Raw genomic sequence first — 13391 nt, 5'->3', positions numbered from 1 at the left:
GCTGCAACCAGTGTGAAAGTAGGTTATCGTCAGGCTTGTATCCAGAAACCCCCGCTAGAGCAATTTAGCGGGGGTTTCGCTTTGCGCGAACGGAAAATACACGCGTAACACAAGATCAAAAACAACATCAACATCAATATCAAGACCTCTCACCACAGAGACACAGAGGATGCACAGAGGACACGGAGAAAGGCAAGAACAGCAAAAACAGGAGAACTTCTCTGCTTTTACTCTGTGGCCCGGCCTTCGGGGTATTCGCGGCACAGTAATGAAGATCAGCAGATTCTCTTGTTTTGCTCTGTGAACCTCTGTGCCTCCGTGTCTCTGTGGTGAGCGGTCTTGCAACATTGTTGCCACTAGGAAAATTATATATGCAGCTTGTCGCCAGTGGCATGGAGTCGTATTGTTTTTATGCCATTTTGACTTTCTTTCGCCGGGAAGTTACTCTGACAGAATTGCTTACAAATTTTACTTGCAGGCACGATTTTTGCAGTGTCTCATACTGCTGAATATCAAGTATTATTCGTCATCCGTATTGCCGAAATGTATTATTTCAATAAAAAATTATTATGAAGGCTCTAATGGGCAAGCCAGAGATCAATCACTCCAGTCACAAAGAGCGCGGATTTACTCTTATTGAGCTGATGGTCACTATTGTGATATTTGCCGTTCTATCGGCGATTGCCGTGCCAGGTCTGAAGGCCTTCATTATTGGTGCGCGCATGAGGACACAGTCAAGTGATGTTATTGGCGCAATCAATCTAGCGCGTTCTGAAGCGGTCAAAAGGAATAGCGGCGTAACCATTTGCAGAAGTGCAAACGGCACTACTTGTCAGGCTGCAGGTAGCAATTGGGCTGCAGGCTGGATAGTCTTTGCTGATCCTAATTATGATGGTGTACTTAACACTGGTGAAACGGTGATTCGCGCTTACCCGGCTTTAAGCGGCAATACCACTGCTGTAGGTTCTGGCGGTAGTGCACAAAACCTGGTTTTTACGGGCTTGGGACGGCCGTTGCCTACATTTACTGGCGGCAAAATTACCATGTGCCCACCGTCAGGAGATGATCAGTCAAATTGTCGGACCGTCTGTGTCAATTCACAGGGCAGGCCACGGGTCGATACACCGGCAGAATTGGCTGCGGACAGTTATTGTGGGAACTAGAGGATCGAGATGTTAACTAGCGCAACATTGGCTCACAAAGCTATGCATAAACGGCAATCTGGTATTGCCATGATGGAAGTATTGGTCACCATGGTTATCTTTGCCATAGGTGCATTGGGCTTGGCTGCCATGCAAATAACATCCCTGAAATACAATAAAGACTCTGCGGTACGGTCCAAGGCAACCTTGCTCTCGCTGGAGTTATCAGATCGTATGCGCGCGAATATGACCGCCGTGAAGGCGGGGCAGTACACCAGGAATTATGGCTATGCAACGGCGTCTACTACTATACCGACTGCCCCTGGCTGTGGAACCAATGCAACCGAGTGTACTCCAGCCAATATGGCCACGCTTGATCTGTCTGACTGGACCAATGACATTGCCAGGACCCTCCCTGGTGGTGCCGGTGCCCTGATACCAACAGCGAATAATGCCGCGGCCTTTAGTATTGTTGTCATGTGGAAGGAAAAGGCTTTGATTGATGCAAATTCGACTGACTCCTTGTGTCCAACGCCGGCAGTTGTTGGTGTGCGTTGCTTGAGCACGCCATTCATTCCATGATTAAAGGTTGAAGAAATGACTCGTTCTGTCATGCGCCGCGAAGACGGTTTCAGTATTTTGGAGTTGATGATTGCCATGTCGATCGGACTTGTGATGTCGGCTGCAGTGGTCAGCCTGTATATCGCGAATACCCAATCATTCAAATATCAGGACAGTGACGCCCGCCAGCAAGAGACCATGAGGGCCGCGATGGATGTGCTCGGTTATCACATTCGCCTGGCCGGATTTGTTGATGCTGTGAATAATCCTTCGACACGGCAAAATTTGTTGAGCCCGGGCAATAAGGGCTGGTTGTCAAAAACCGATCCGAACAGGACCAATACAGATTTGCTGACACAGTATTTCGGACAGTCCCCAGAGTATAGTAGTGGAACAAACAAGATACACGGTTTGATGGGGTGCAAGGGGCTTTTTACTACGTCAGGTGATCCTTTGCAATTGTCTAACTGGACTTGTGCGTCTGCTACAGCGACCAGTCCAAGCTCTCTGACGGTGGCGTATCAGGTGCTCAATAGTGATGTAGGTGCTAATGCAGGAGCGGTTCTGCCTGCAGCTGCGGCGATTGATACCATGTCGGCATATGACGCCAATACTGGTAAGGGATCGGATTGCGGCGGCAATAATGTGAACGGGGCTACGGCAAGCCCGGCTGGGCCTTTGGCAATCAATCGTTTCTATGTTGACGTGGCAAGCAAGCGTTTAATGTGTATTGGTAACGGCGATCCAAGCAAACTCAAGGCGATTGCAGAAGGTGTGGAGGATATGTATATTCTTTACGGAGTTGCCCCTGCAACTGTCAGCTTAACTGTTCCTGGCGATAGTGCTGTTGCTCAATATGTCACTGCAGATAATGTGGCAGATTGGTCACGGGTTTTGTCCGTTCGTGTTTGCCTGCAAACAGTGGCAACGGCAAAAAACGTAGCGCTTAGCGGGACAAATTACACTAATTGTAGGGGCACGAGCGTGTCTTTGGCCGACTTGCGCTATCGTCAGATTACGCGCGCCACTTTCTCTTTGCGCAATTATATTCTTACCTCTCCGGATGTGCTGCCACCATGAGATCCGCTAGCCTCAACTCACGTACACGACAAAGTCAATTCGCGATGCATCGCGAACGTGGCAATTCTCTGATATTGACAGTCGTATTGTTAATGGCCTTATCTTTGCTTGGGCTATCTGCCATGCAAAACAGTACTTTGCAAGAACGCATGTCGAATAACTTGCGTGATCGTAATATCGCCTTGCAAGCGGCTGAACTGACATTGCGCGATGCCGAACGCGATTTGGCCAGTTTGCTTGCAGACAATGTCACGTTTTGCCCAGGCGGAAGCGCCGCTGGCAGTGTGACTTGCCGCCCTGCAGCGGCGAGACCGGACGATCCTTTACTCAGAGACGGCTTTTGGGTGTGGACCAGCACCATGCGTCAGACCTGGACGCCAGATTGTGTGCGTGGCCAATGCCTGCCCTTGGATAATGCAACGGCGCCAGTACCGGTATGGGACGATACCGCTGCGAATTGGGCACCACAAACCGGATCGACCGGTACCAATCCTACCATTGCATATGGCACCTATACGGGCGCAACGGCAATACCAAAAGTCGCAGCCCAGCCGAGGTATATCATGGAAATTTTCCCCCCAGGCGGCCTGGTTGCTGATTTTGCCGGAACCTCAGGCTCTGCCCGTGTCGCGGTCCGGATTACCGTGCGCGCTGTCGGACAAAACCCCAATACAGTTGTGATGTTACAGAGCGTAGTTGCTCCTCATTGATTTAAATATTGTCTGGAATAATGATGATTACCCACTATTTGCCTGGTTCATTTCTGAAAAAATTAGTACTCGGTTGCTTTATTGGCGCTTTAGCCGCGGCTTCTGGTGCAGCGAATGTCACGCCTTCCAAGATGCCGCTGGAAAATATCGACCGCGCTCTATCCAATGTGGTGTTTGCGCTGTCGGTGGAATTTCCTACCGGTGATGCTGCCAGTTATGCAGCAGCTAATGCGGCCTCATCATCATCAACGTATGATCCTACAGCGACCTACTATGGTTACTTTGATAGTGCGAAGTGCTATTCATACAGTACCACCAACCTGTATTTTTCACCGACGGCTTGTGTAACTGGAACCTTCAAAGGCAATTTGCTGAATTGGGTGTCCATGGCCAATCTGGATCAATTCCGCCAAATTATGACGGGTGGTAACCGCATTATTGACTTGCCAGGAACGACGGTATTACAGCGCGCTTATAACGATGCGCAGAGTGGTACAGGTTATTTCCCGAACCGCTCGGCAACGACAACAGACGCAAACGTTACTACACAACAGACTTATCGCAGCGTTAACATGGGTGACAAAATGTTGGTGCAGGCGGGCGGAAGTGTGACAGTCAGCAATCTGACGACCGCACAAATGGGCACTGATACCTGCGCTCAATTGGTAACAGACTATAAGGCAGCGAATGGTAACAGTAGTCCCTCATGGACTTGTTACCATGTCAGGGTCAAAGTGTGCGACAAGGTAGCCGGACTGGAATCAAATTGTACCGATTACTCCACTACAGGTGGAACGTATAAGCCTGAAGGCTTGATGCAGCAATATAACCAAAATATGCGCTTTTCTGCATTTGGATATTTGAATGATCCGGCACAATCAAGGCAAGGTGGCGTGTTGCGCGCCCGCATGAAATCGGTCGGCCCTACGATTGCAGACCCAATTGCCTTGTCAACCACCAATCCGCGATTGGAATGGAGCGCGACTACCGGGGTGTTCACTTTCAATCCAGATAGCACCGACCAGGCTGCCACGAGTGGTGCCACCAACAGCGGGGTCATCAATTACCTGAACCAGTTTGGTTATGCCAGTGGTTACAAAGGCTATGATCCCATGGCTGAGTTGTATTATGAGTCATTACGCTACCTGAGGAAGATAAGCCCGACGCCACAGGCCATCGCGACCCCAACCACGGCAATGGTAGATGGCTTTCCAGTCATCAATTTTGATGCAACTGTTGCCGCCAATGACCCAATAACCAGTTCTTGCCAGCAGAATTTTATTATTACCATTGGTGACGTTAATAATTGGTGTGATACCAGGGTTCCGGGTGGTAGTGCCACCTGTTCTGCTTCACCACCATCAGAGAGTCCACCGAGCCCGGGTACTTCGGTCAATTTTGCTACCTGGGTCAACAATATTTCTACGATGGAAAGTAATAATAGCAATATTACTGCCTCCTCATCACCTGGACGAAATGCCGGTTGGTATCTGGGCGGCCTGGCTTATTGGGCGCACGTTAACGATATACGACCAGACAAGGCGGCACAGCGCATCACGGGTCAGAAACAGACGGTCACCAGCTTCTTTGTTGACGTCATGGAGCCTTTTAACGGTCAAAACCCGGTGCAGACAGGTGCGACAGTGACGCCTATGTTCACCGCTGCCAAATATGGTGGTTTTAATCCTGCCCTGACCCAAGCACCGTATCTAGACCCTAACCTGACAGCGACAGGCAGTTTGATCAAGTCCTGGGATAAGGATGGTAACGGCACGCCAGACAACTGGTATGCAGGTAATGATCCTCTCGGTTTAAAAAATGGCTTGAGTAATGTGTTTCAACAAATTGTTGCTGCCGGTAGTCTGGGTGATGGTGCTGCACCCGCGACATCTGGCGTGTCTATCGCTTCAGCCAAAGGAATTTACTATGCAAGTTACACTTTGACCAATGGCGGTCGCGGGGCAATAAAAGCATGCGGTTTTAATGTCGCTGTTGCTACTTGTGATGCGAGTCCAGACTGGGATACCTCTGTCTGGCTGGACCCGACTGCATCGACCACGTATTCGACCTATCAAACGGATACCGCGCGTCAGATTATTACCCGTTCCGGAAACGCAGGCGTTGCTTTTAAATATGCTAATCTGTCGGCGACGGATAAAGCTTTAATGGATATCAACCCAGCGACCGGTTTGACTGATACACCAACTTTATTAGGTGTTGACAGGGTCAACTATATACGTGGTGACTCTTCCAAAGAAACATCCAGAACTGGCGGTATATTCAGAACCCGTTTGAAAACCAAGTTAGGTGACATCGTCGGTTCAGGCCCTGTTTATGTGGCTGCCCCCAATGCCTTGTACGCAGGCGATGCCTTCCCCGGATACTCTACATTTATTGCCAACAATCTAAATAGGAAACCTGTGGTCTACGTAGGCGCGAACGACGGCATGCTGCACGCCTTTGACGCTTCTGATACGGGCAAAGGCAAGGAATTATTTGCCTATGTGCCCGGCAAGTTCATGCAGATAGATACTACTACTTCAGCCCCCAAGATTTCTGCCTTGACGACACTCACCTATTCGCATGAGTTCTATGTCGATTCGACACCGATGATAGGTGACGTCAAATTGACCAGCGGTTGGGCGACCTTGCTGGTCGGTAGTTATGGTGCCGGTGGCAAAGGCTACTTTGCGCTTGATGTTACTGATCCGACCAGATTTACAGAAACAAATGCGGCTTCGATTTCCAAATGGGAATTCTCTGACACCAATGATACGGACATGGGCTACAGCTATAATCAGCCAGCACAAAGCCCTATCTCTGGACAGGTACTACAGATTACAAAGATCCCTGATGGAACAACGAATGGCAAGTGGGCAGTTATCGTTGGCAACGGCTTTGGCAGTACCAACGGCAAAGCAGTCTTGTATATGCTTGATCCCAATGACGGTAGTGTGATCAATAAAATCGAAGTTGAAGGTTCGCTGGGAAACAATGGTCTTGCGACCCCCTTACCAGTCGCAACCCAGGGCAATGGCTGGATAGACACGGTCTGGGCTGGTGACCTGAAGGGTAATATGTGGCGTATCAGATGGGATACCGCAACCAGCACATGGAAAGTGACTAAAGCCTTTGCCGGTAGTGCAACGCAACCGATCACATCGGCACCTGCTGTAGCGCCGCATGCCTTAGTGGCTAGTGCATGGGCCGTCGTTTTTGGTACAGGAAAATATATAGAAAGGGCTGATTACAATACCACCGTGCAGCAAACAATCTTTGGGTTCGCGGATACATTCTCAGCGACACCCATTACCAAGGCGGATCTGGTGGCACAAACGATCACCTCAACAACTACAGCAAATGCGGCGGGGGATTTTTCCAGAACCACATCTTCCAATGCTGTCGACTTTACGACCAAGAAGGGCTGGTATATGGATATGCCGAATGTTAACGGTGAGCGGAGTATCGTCAATTCGATCATGCCGGCAGATACTGGTATTGTCCTGGTCAGTTCGTTCACACCTGCCACTGCGTGTTTGCCGGGTACCGGGTATGTGAATATCTTTAACGCCTACAGTGGCGCTGTGGTAACAGACAATACTTCGGGCACACCTGTCCAACTCAGTAGTTGGGGGGCAGTGGGAATGGGGATACCTTATTTCAGTTCCGTGGTATCCAGCGGCAAGAAAGCGGTGATAAAAGTTGGTGGCGTGAGGGTTGGTTTCACTCCTGGTGCTAGCGGTCCTCAAAGTCAATCAGAAATTGACTTAAATAAAAATACGGTTACAGGGGTAAGGTTTTCCTGGCGGCAAATTCGTTAAATCTTATAAATTGTGACGAGCTCCTGGATCTGCCAGGGGCATTTAAATTTGGAATAGATTATGCGCAAAACCTCAAGTGGTTTTACCCTGATAGAGCTGATGGTCGTGGTTGTCGTTATTGGCGTGATTGCTGCTGTCGGTATCCCCAGTTACCGGAGCTATATCTTGACTGGTAATCGAAATACAGCCAAAGGCGATTTGATGGAGTTGCAGCAATGGATGGAGCGTAATTATTCGCTGACAAACAGTTACGCATTGATGCCAGATGGGGCAACCGCTTTGACGAATGCGCAACTACCATTTAACACCTCACCGCGTTCATCGAAAACAAAGTACAACTTGTCTTTTACTGGTAATCCGACAGCAACCGCCTACACCTTGCAAGCAGTGCCAGCAAATGATCAAGTCGCCGATGGTACTTGTGCTACCTTGACACTGACCAGCGCCGGTGTGCGTGATGCAAGTGGTACTGGCGGTGCGGCAGCCTGTTGGAATAAATAGAGGGCGCGAACGGATGTTTTTCTGCCTGGAGGACGTAAGCAAGAGGCAGGAAAATGTCACGGCAATTCAATTTCGTGTTTTACATTATTACAAAAAATGATACTTCCCGCTCCGTCTTTGCATTAACTTTCTCTTTGGTGATGCATGGCTTACTGGTGGTGTTTGTCTTATGTAAAAACGCTCAGGATGGAAATGTAGATAGCATCGTTAAGCATGCTGATACGTCCCAAATCCTGCAAATTCACTTCGTCGCATCTGATACGACGCAGCCTGATACCCGCCAGGCTGTCTCCCGCCCGCAACCCGAAAATAATCTGCGACATAATAATCAAGCGGAAAAGTTCAGGGAAGTGCAAGTTCAACACAAGAGTCCCCCGGCTTTGTTGCAGACCGCCGATTCGCTTAGCTATTATTACCACGTTGACGAATTGACTACACCACCAGAGGTGCAGAATAACGTTGAGCCCAGCGCAACCCTCACCCTGGTCATGGATGAGGTTCCAGAAAAACCCCTGCAATTGCGCGTGCTGGTCAATGAAAATGGCGACGTTGACGACATCGAAATTGAAGAGAGCAAACTTTCAGCAGAAGCCACCCGCTTGGTGAAAGAACAATTCTTGAAAATGAAGTTTGCTCCGGGCATGATTGGTGATGTTGCCGTGAAGAGCCAGTTTGTGATCGAGGTATCACTGAGTGCTGCAGCTCACCCGCTTGAATTTATTGAAGTATCAAAGAAAGTGATTCGCTAATAAAGCAGCATGATATTCCATGTGATTTGTGCAATGGCCTTGCTTGTTTTGCAGCTTAATTCTTCCTGACTTCCTGTATTGCTTCAGCAAATTCCGATACGTCTTCAAAGCTTTTGTAGACGGAGGCAAAGCGGATGTAGGCGATTTTGTCGAGGCGTTTCAATTCGCGCATGACCAGTTCGCCGACGTGGCCGGACATGACTTCGCGTTCGCCACTGGACAGTAATTTTTCTTCTATACGCTGGATGGCGGTTTCCACAGCTTCAGCGGAGACCGGGCGCTTGCGCAGGGCCAGCATCAGGCTGGCGCGCAGTTTGGCGGTTTCGTATTCGGTACGACTGCCATTTTTCTTGACGATGACCGGCATTACCAGCTCAACCCGTTCATAGGTTGTAAATCGTTTATCGCAATCGGCGCAGCGGCGGCGGCGGCGGATCACATTGCCCTCTTCTGAAACACGGGTATCGATAACCTGGGTATCGTCATTGTGGCAAAAAGGGCATTTCATAGAGTTCGCCTAAAGTTTAAAAAACGCCACTCATGGAGTGGCGTTTTATGTCGCTGAATTATGCTTCGTAGACCGGGAAAGCATCGGTTAATGTTTTGACACCGGCTTTCACACGTTCAATGGTGGCGGCATCATGCGGATTTTCAAGTACGTCTGCAATCAGGTGTCCGACTTTCACTGCTTCGGCTTCTTTGAACCCGCGTGTCGTCATGGCCGGGCTGCCCAGACGGATACCGGAAGTGACCATCGGTTTTTGCGGATCATTCGGGATACCGTTTTTGTTGCAGGTAATATGGGCGGAACCGAGGATGGCTTCTGCTTCCTTGCCAGTCAAACCTTTAGGACGCAGATCAACCAGCATGACGTGCGATTCAGTACGGCCAGAAACAATGCGCAGACCACGTTCAGTCAGGGTATTTGCCAGGGCGGCCGCATTTTTTACGACTTGTTCCTGGTAAGCCTTGAATTCTGGCGACAGCGCTTCCTTGAATGCTACTGCCTTACCAGCGATGACATGCATCAGTGGGCCACCCTGGATACCAGGGAAGATCGCAGAGTTGATCTTTTTGGCAATGGCTTCGTCATTACTTAGGATGATGCCGCCGCGTGGGCCGCGCAGGCTCTTATGGGTGGTGGAGGTGACCACGTCCGCAAACGGTACCGGGTTAGGGTAAACGCCAGCAGCGACCAGGCCAGCATAGTGCGCCATGTCGACCATGAAGTAGGCACCAACCTCTTTGGCGATTTTCGAGAAACGTTCAAAGTCGATGCGCAGCGCAAAAGCAGAGGCCCCGGCGATGATGAGTTTTGGTTTGGTTTCGCGTGCCAGTTTTTCCATGGCGTCGTAATCGATGTCTTCTACGGCGTTCAGGCCGTAAGAGACAACATTGAACCATTTGCCGGACATGTTCAAGGGCATGCCGTGGGTCAGGTGACCACCTTCAGCCAGGCTCATGCCCATGATGGTATCGCCTGGATTCAACAGCGCAAAGAAGACACCCTGGTTGGCTTGGGAGCCAGAATTTGGTTGCACGTTGGCAAAATTGGCATTGAACAATTGCTTCAGGCGATCAATGGCCAGTTGTTCGACCACATCCACGTGCTCGCAACCACCGTAGTAGCGCTTGCCTGGATAGCCTTCGGCATATTTGTTGGTCAATTGGGAGCCCTGGGCTTCCATGACGGCCGGGGAGCAATAGTTTTCAGACGCGATCAACTCGATATGCTCTTGTTGACGGACGTTTTCTTTTTGTATCGTAGCAAACAGTTCTGGATCTACGTTGGCGAGGGTTTGATTTTTTGCAAACATGGCGGTTCCTGATTATTCCTGTTAATAAACAATTAATAAGCAATCAATAAGCAATTGCTTGATGTCAATGAGGTGTCTGAAACGGATAGGGGGCAGCCTCATTGCTTTTACCATCAGGCTACCCAGGCGCACGGCTGGAGTCAGGTTGACTCCGAAATCTCACGCTTCCCGATGGATATCCATCTTTGGCCGGTGTGATGCGTGTTCCGCATACCCTGCTGATGCAGGTTCGGCCGTTTCGCCAGTCACGTGAGACGAAATGGTGCATGGATTTTACGTGATGGCGTTTGAATGGGCAAGTGCAAGCCGGTCAAATACATGCCTGACCATCGGAAATGCTGCATGTGCATTAAAATGCCAGTATTCATCCATCACATTGAAGGAAATCAGCATGATCGTATTGATTACAGGCGCAAGCTCAGGTTTTGGCGAAGAAATGGCACGAAAATTTGTCAGCCAGGGCCATAAGGTGATTGCCGCCGCCCGTCGTGCAGAACGACTTGCCGCATTGCAATCCGAACTTGGTGCGGCCTTGTTGCCGGTGACCCTGGATGTCACCAGCAAGGATTCCATCCGCCTGGCCCTGGAAGGCCTGCCACAGGACTGGAAGCAAATCGATGTGCTGGTCAACAATGCCGGTCTTGCCCTGGGCACCGAACCTGCACATCTGGCGTCGCAGGATGAATGGGATACCATGATAGACACCAATACCAAGGGTCTGGTGACAGTGACCCGTGCCGTCTTGCCGGCCATGGTGGTCCGTGGCAGTGGCCTGGTGATCAATATCGGCTCGGTTGCTGGTTCCACGGCGTATCCAGGTGGTAATGTGTATGGAGCCACCAAGGCTTTTGTGGATCAATTTACCAAGAACCTGCGGGCTGACCTGGTCGGCACCGGGGTCAGGGCCACTAATATTGCCCCAGGCTTGTGTGGCGGCACCGAGTTTTCGAATGTCCGCTATCGTGGCAATGACGATGCGGCAGCCAAGGTGTATGAGGGCACGGTTCCGCTGACAGCCACCGATATTGCTGAAACTGCCTACTGGATTGCCACTTTGCCGCCGCATGTCAACATCAATCACATAGAAATGATGCCGACTTGCCAGGGATATGGTCCATTGACCATCAAGCGCACCACATCCTGATGGCCGGATGGCCTGGGGAAGGCTGATCATGCTGATTCGATAGCAGACCGGCATGGTTTCAGTCATTCCTGGCAGAAGCAGTTTACAATGATGATTTCTATGATAACTTTTCTAGTGAACTGTACCAGTCCATTAGTTTCCCGCAAAGTTTTACACCATGAGCAAAACGTTTGAATGGCAAGTGCGGGTCTATTATGAAGATACCGATGCGGGTGGTATCGTTTTTTATGCCAATTACCTGAAGTTTTTTGAGCGTGCACGTACCGAATGGTTGCGCGCAGCCGGGGTGAACCAGCAGCAGATGGCCGATCAGCATGGATTGATGTTTGTCGTCAAAGCCACGGCAGTCGAGTATCATGCACCTGCCAGACTGGATGATGAACTAAGGCTGACGGTTGTAGTCGAAAAGCTGGGCAGGGCGTCGGTACAGTTCGAACAGCAGGCCTGGTGCGGCGAACGCCTGTTGGCCAGCGGCAAAATCAAGGTGGGATGTGTGGACAAGGTGAATGTGCGGCCAGCAGCCATTCCTGACGATGTTCTGACAAAAATTGTCTGAATTTGTCAAAAAGTGCCTAAATTTGTCAGGATGTGCCTGAATTTGTCCGACTTTGCCCAAATTTATCGTATACCGCTGAATACTCGCCTGACTGAATGCAGTATGTCATCAGGCTTACGTTTTTTGTTTTTTATGTGATTCAATATGACTGTTACCCAAGATCTCTCATTCTTAAGCCTGATTACCAATGCCTCCATCCTGGTGCAACTGGTCATGTTGTTGCTGTTGGGCGTATCCCTGACCAGTTGGACTTATATCTTCAGTAAAATGTTTGCCATTAAAAAAGCACGTGGGCAGACAGAAGAATTCGAACGCAATTTCTGGTCTGGCGGCAATCTGGTGGATTTGTATGCCGCTGCCACCAATAACCGTCGCAATGGCCGTGACCATACCGGTGCGCTGGAGCGTATTTTTGAAGCCGGCATGAGCGAATACCACAAAGTAAAAACTGCCAACAAGGCATCGCTGGATGCCGGTGCCATGCTGGACGGTGCACGCCGTGCCATGCGTGCGTCTTACCAGCGTGAAATGGATTTGCTGGAATCCCATCTGTCCTTTCTGGCGTCGGTAGGTTCGGTGTCGCCGTATATCGGTTTGCTTGGTACGGTCTGGGGCATCATGAATTCTTTCCGTGGCCTGGCCAATGTACAGCAGGCGACGCTGGCTGCCGTGGCACCAGGTATTGCCGAAGCCTTGATCGCAACGGCAATTGGCTTGTTTGCAGCGATTCCGGCGGTGCTGGCGTATAACCGTTATTCGCATGACATAGACAGGCTGGCGATTCGTTTCGAAACCTTCATCGAGGAATTCTCGAATATCCTCCAGCGTCAGTCGCGCTAAGAGGAAAGAGGTCAGCATGAGTACCCTGCGAGGCGAACGTAAACGCAAATTCAAGGCAGAAATCAATGTCGTTCCGTATATCGACGTGATGCTGGTGTTGCTGGTGATTTTCATGGTGTGTGCACCAATGACCAATCCCAGCGTCATCAACTTGCCGACGGCGGGACAATCGACACAACCGCCATCCGACTATATAGAAATTACCCTGCGTCCGGATGCACCTTCCACCATCAGCATCAACAGCAAGGCAGGCAGCAACGGCAATAACCGCCAAGACAGCAAGGAAGAAGCCAAAGACCGCAAGCAACTGATGCAGAAACTGCGCGAGTTCCATGATGCCAAGCCGGAACTGTCGGTACTGGTTTCCGCCGACAAGGGCATGCTTTATGATGAAGTCATACAGGTGATTTCGGAAGCGAAAAAACTTGGCATCAATCGTGTTGGGCTGGCAACCAAGTGAGCGATTACTG

Annotated in this window: 13 protein-coding genes and 1 riboswitch; of the genes, 11 read left to right on the top strand and 2 right to left on the bottom strand. The window is 50.2% G+C overall.

Annotated elements, in window-relative coordinates; genetic code table 11:
- The first annotated feature begins 569 nt into the window (after window positions 1-569).
- Genes ACO0K9_RS18280 through ACO0K9_RS18250 form a run of 7 tightly spaced genes read left to right on the top strand, consistent with a single transcriptional unit; the run spans window position 570 to window position 8564 of the window.
- Window positions 570-1163: a GspH/FimT family pseudopilin gene (locus tag ACO0K9_RS18280; protein WP_422987509.1), complete on the top strand. Its 594-nt coding sequence runs from the start codon at window positions 570-572 to the stop codon at window positions 1161-1163.
- 42 nt (window positions 1164-1205) lie between these two features.
- The gene (pilV, locus tag ACO0K9_RS18275; protein WP_422987507.1) at window positions 1206-1724 is read left to right on the top strand and encodes a type IV pilus modification protein PilV; all 519 of its coding nucleotides are present in this window, start codon (window positions 1206-1208) and stop codon (window positions 1722-1724) included.
- Between the two features lie 15 nt (window positions 1725-1739).
- Window positions 1740-2783, top strand: coding sequence for a PilW family protein (locus tag ACO0K9_RS18270; protein WP_422987505.1), 1044 nt, complete (start codon window positions 1740-1742; stop codon window positions 2781-2783).
- The gene (locus ACO0K9_RS18265; protein ID WP_422987503.1) at window positions 2780-3493 is read left to right on the top strand and encodes a pilus assembly PilX family protein; all 714 of its coding nucleotides are present in this window, start codon (window positions 2780-2782) and stop codon (window positions 3491-3493) included. Before ACO0K9_RS18270 ends, ACO0K9_RS18265 begins: the two co-directional genes overlap by 4 nt.
- Before the next feature lie 23 nt (window positions 3494-3516).
- Window positions 3517-7314 carry a pilus assembly protein gene (locus ACO0K9_RS18260; RefSeq protein ID WP_422987501.1) on the top strand — a complete coding sequence of 1266 codons (3798 nt, stop codon included), beginning with the start codon at window positions 3517-3519 and terminating at the stop codon, window positions 7312-7314.
- 60 nt (window positions 7315-7374) lie between these two features.
- Complete coding sequence (locus ACO0K9_RS18255) at window positions 7375-7815, top strand: type IV pilin protein (RefSeq protein WP_422987499.1); 441 nt, start codon at window positions 7375-7377, stop codon at window positions 7813-7815.
- 53 nt (window positions 7816-7868) lie between these two features.
- On the top strand, window positions 7869-8564 hold the full coding sequence (locus ACO0K9_RS18250; RefSeq protein WP_422987497.1) for an energy transducer TonB: 696 nt from the start codon (window positions 7869-7871) through the stop codon (window positions 8562-8564).
- 55 nt (window positions 8565-8619) lie between these two features.
- On the opposite strand, the gene nrdR is transcribed toward ACO0K9_RS18250, so the two are convergent.
- Both nrdR and glyA read right to left on the bottom strand, forming a co-directional pair.
- Window positions 8620-9072 (bottom strand): transcriptional regulator NrdR, encoded by a 453-nt coding sequence (gene nrdR, locus ACO0K9_RS18245; RefSeq protein WP_422987495.1) that lies wholly within the window; start codon window positions 9070-9072, stop codon window positions 8620-8622.
- A 58-nt stretch (window positions 9073-9130) separates the two neighbouring features.
- Window positions 9131-10381 carry a serine hydroxymethyltransferase gene (glyA, locus tag ACO0K9_RS18240; protein ID WP_422987493.1) on the bottom strand — a complete coding sequence of 417 codons (1251 nt, stop codon included), beginning with the start codon at window positions 10379-10381 and terminating at the stop codon, window positions 9131-9133.
- A gap of 113 nt (window positions 10382-10494) precedes the next feature.
- Window positions 10495-10640: riboswitch (ZMP/ZTP riboswitch) on the bottom strand.
- Window positions 10641-10772: 132 nt separating this feature from the next.
- Here glyA and ACO0K9_RS18235 point away from each other — a divergent pair.
- From ACO0K9_RS18235 to ACO0K9_RS18220, 4 genes are all read left to right on the top strand, one after another.
- The gene (locus tag ACO0K9_RS18235) at window positions 10773-11525 is read left to right on the top strand and encodes an SDR family NAD(P)-dependent oxidoreductase (protein WP_422987491.1); all 753 of its coding nucleotides are present in this window, start codon (window positions 10773-10775) and stop codon (window positions 11523-11525) included.
- 157 nt (window positions 11526-11682) lie between these two features.
- Window positions 11683-12081, top strand: coding sequence for a tol-pal system-associated acyl-CoA thioesterase (ybgC, locus tag ACO0K9_RS18230; protein ID WP_422987489.1), 399 nt, complete (start codon window positions 11683-11685; stop codon window positions 12079-12081).
- 144 nt (window positions 12082-12225) lie between these two features.
- Window positions 12226-12921 (top strand): protein TolQ, encoded by a 696-nt coding sequence (gene tolQ, locus ACO0K9_RS18225; protein ID WP_422987487.1) that lies wholly within the window; start codon window positions 12226-12228, stop codon window positions 12919-12921.
- Window positions 12922-12937: 16 nt separating this feature from the next.
- A complete protein-coding gene (locus tag ACO0K9_RS18220) occupies window positions 12938-13381 on the top strand; it encodes an ExbD/TolR family protein (protein ID WP_422987485.1) in 444 nt (147 codons plus the stop codon).
- Window positions 13382-13391: the final 10 nt, after the last annotated feature.

Source organism: Undibacterium sp. Ji50W (assembly GCF_049340445.1).
Classification (GTDB): Bacteria; Pseudomonadota; Gammaproteobacteria; order Burkholderiales; family Burkholderiaceae_D; genus Undibacterium.
This window is presented reverse-complemented; position numbering and strand designations above follow the sequence as displayed.

What these genes read in the sequence shown, in the direction of transcription:
- ACO0K9_RS18280 (WP_422987509.1), top strand. Translation starts at nt 570, where the DNA reads ATGAAGGCTCTAATGGGCAAGCCAGAGATCAATCACTCCAGTCACAAA.
- pilV (WP_422987507.1), top strand. Translation starts at nt 1,206, where the DNA reads ATGCATAAACGGCAATCTGGTATTGCCATGATGGAAGTATTGGTCACC.
- ACO0K9_RS18270 (WP_422987505.1), top strand. Translation starts at nt 1,740, where the DNA reads ATGACTCGTTCTGTCATGCGCCGCGAAGACGGTTTCAGTATTTTGGAG.
- ACO0K9_RS18265 (WP_422987503.1), top strand. Translation starts at nt 2,780, where the DNA reads ATGAGATCCGCTAGCCTCAACTCACGTACACGACAAAGTCAATTCGCG.
- ACO0K9_RS18260 (WP_422987501.1), top strand. Translation starts at nt 3,517, where the DNA reads ATGATTACCCACTATTTGCCTGGTTCATTTCTGAAAAAATTAGTACTC.
- ACO0K9_RS18255 (WP_422987499.1), top strand. Translation starts at nt 7,375, where the DNA reads ATGCGCAAAACCTCAAGTGGTTTTACCCTGATAGAGCTGATGGTCGTG.
- ACO0K9_RS18250 (WP_422987497.1), top strand. Translation starts at nt 7,869, where the DNA reads ATGTCACGGCAATTCAATTTCGTGTTTTACATTATTACAAAAAATGAT.
- nrdR (WP_422987495.1), bottom strand. Translation starts at nt 9,072, where the DNA reads ATGAAATGCCCTTTTTGCCACAATGACGATACCCAGGTTATCGATACC.
- glyA (WP_422987493.1), bottom strand. Translation starts at nt 10,381, where the DNA reads ATGTTTGCAAAAAATCAAACCCTCGCCAACGTAGATCCAGAACTGTTT.
- ACO0K9_RS18235 (WP_422987491.1), top strand. Translation starts at nt 10,773, where the DNA reads ATGATCGTATTGATTACAGGCGCAAGCTCAGGTTTTGGCGAAGAAATG.
- ybgC (WP_422987489.1), top strand. Translation starts at nt 11,683, where the DNA reads ATGAGCAAAACGTTTGAATGGCAAGTGCGGGTCTATTATGAAGATACC.
- tolQ (WP_422987487.1), top strand. Translation starts at nt 12,226, where the DNA reads ATGACTGTTACCCAAGATCTCTCATTCTTAAGCCTGATTACCAATGCC.
- ACO0K9_RS18220 (WP_422987485.1), top strand. Translation starts at nt 12,938, where the DNA reads ATGAGTACCCTGCGAGGCGAACGTAAACGCAAATTCAAGGCAGAAATC.